The sequence below is a fragment of the Oleiagrimonas sp. MCCC 1A03011 genome, from assembly GCF_003267965.1.
Lineage (GTDB): Bacteria > Pseudomonadota > Gammaproteobacteria > Xanthomonadales > Rhodanobacteraceae > Oleiagrimonas > Oleiagrimonas citrea.
In genome coordinates this window covers 1-1,690 of record NZ_MSPY01000029.1, presented here as the reverse complement: position 1 = coordinate 1,690, position 1,690 = coordinate 1, and the positions used below count along the sequence as shown (strand labels likewise).

General features: G+C 61.8%; 3 protein-coding genes. 2 read left to right on the top strand and 1 reads right to left on the bottom strand.

Annotated features, from left to right (window positions below; translation table 11 throughout):
* Both BTJ49_RS15195 and BTJ49_RS15190 read left to right on the top strand, forming a co-directional pair.
* On the top strand, positions 1-894 hold an 894-nt coding region (locus BTJ49_RS15195; RefSeq protein ID WP_146742392.1), incomplete at its 5' end, for a chloride channel protein.
* A gap of 60 nt (positions 895-954) precedes the next feature.
* Positions 955-1,308, top strand: a complete 354-nt coding sequence (locus BTJ49_RS15190) for a DUF488 domain-containing protein (RefSeq protein ID WP_113066265.1) — start codon at positions 955-957, stop codon at positions 1,306-1,308.
* A gap of 58 nt (positions 1,309-1,366) precedes the next feature.
* Here the strand turns inward: BTJ49_RS15190 and BTJ49_RS15185 are convergent.
* Positions 1,367-1,690, bottom strand: a 324-nt coding sequence (locus BTJ49_RS15185; RefSeq protein WP_146742391.1) for a DUF2231 domain-containing protein, incomplete at its 5' end; no start/stop codon positions are given.

Sequence of the window (1,690 nt, the reverse complement as noted above, 5' to 3'; positions counted from 1 at the left end):
GTGGGTTACGACAACATCACCGCCATCATCAGCGGACATCTCGGACTGGGAGCGCTGGCGCTGCTATGCGTGGCCAAATTCACATCCTGGGTGGTCGCGCTGGGCAGCGGTACCTCCGGAGGCACGCTCGCCCCGCTGTTCACCATCGGCGGCGCACTCGGTGGCGTGCTCGGCATCGCCGTGGCTTCCTGGTGGCCCGTACTGGGCGTGGATCCCAGGCTGGCCGCACTGGTTGGCATGGCCGCCATGTTCGCCGGCTCCTCACGTGCGCTGATGACTTCGATCGTGTTCGCGTTCGAAACCACACAGCAGGTCCACGGCTTCCTGCCCTTGCTCGCCGGCTGTGCCGCCGCCTATCTGGTATCCGGCCTGTTGATGAAGCGGACCATCATGACCGAAAAAATCGAGCGGCGCGGCGTACGGGTACCTTCCGAATACAGCGATGACTACCTCGATCGCTTCACGACCGGTGAGGTATGCACACGCGAAGTCGTAACCCTTCGCGTCGACCAGCGGTTGGCTGACGTCCTGCAGTGGTTCGTGTCCGGCGATACACGCGCCCACCACGAAGGGTTCCCCGTCGTCGATGCGCAGGATCATCTTGTCGGTGTACTTACTCGCCGTGACCTGCTTGCCCCCAAGCAGGATCCAGAACAACGGCTTGCCCGACTGATTTGCCGGCCGCCGGCCGTCGTGAACGAAAACCACTCGCTGCGCGAAGCCGCGGACCACATGGTGGACTGCGATGCCAGCCTCCTAGTGGTGGTCGAAGCGGGCGACCCGAGGCGGATCGTCGGCGTCATCAATCGCATTGATCTGTTGAAGGCACATTCACGCCGACTGTACGAAGCACGGGTATCCCGGCGGCATCTGTTCGGCACTGGACGAGAATGATCTGTTCAGCGCCAATGGATCGTCCCATCCATCGAGCACGATTCGAGGAGGAGGTTTGTGATGCACATTCACGTCAAGCGTGTGTATGAATCTGCCCAGTCTTCCGACGGCAAGCGCATCCTGGTCGACCGCCTGTGGCCTCGCGGCCTGTCCAAGGAGAAGGCCCATGTCGACCACTGGATACGCGAGATCGCACCTTCCGACGCGCTACGAAAATGGTTCGGACATGATCCCGAACGCTGGCCCTCGTTCCGCGAACGTTACTTCCGTGAGCTGGACGCCGCTCCGGAGGCTCTCGCCGAACTGCGTCAGATCATGGGCTCGGGACGAGCGACGTTGCTGTATGCGGCAAAGGACGAACTGCACAATAACGCCGTAGCGCTGAGAAGCTATCTGGAGAAGGAGGGGACCTAGCAGCGCAAACCTTGTCCGACGGATCGTGCACAAGCTTCCCGCCACCTCCCCGCACCACTCACGATTTGCGCTGGGCCGTCCTTGAGGGACCGAGAAGGGTGCGTCCCTGCACCCCCAGGCCATGTTCGTACACCAGCTTCCCGCCCAGGAAGCCTGTCAGGCAGAGCATGCCGAAACCGACAGCACTCAGGCACAGGCCAAACACACCAGGAGATCTTGTCGCGTTGGCCTCGAATCCGACCGACAAGCTTGCCGCGTAGCAACACCAGGTCGTGGTGGCGAGCATCATATGGCGATTCGCTCGGCGGTATAGCGGACTGTCCATGTCGATCTTGATCAACTCGATGAAGCCGGTTGCCACGGCGACGATGCCCGTGACAAC

What these genes read in the sequence shown, in the direction of transcription:
- BTJ49_RS15190 (WP_113066265.1), top strand. Translation starts at nt 955, where the DNA reads ATGCACATTCACGTCAAGCGTGTGTATGAATCTGCCCAGTCTTCCGAC.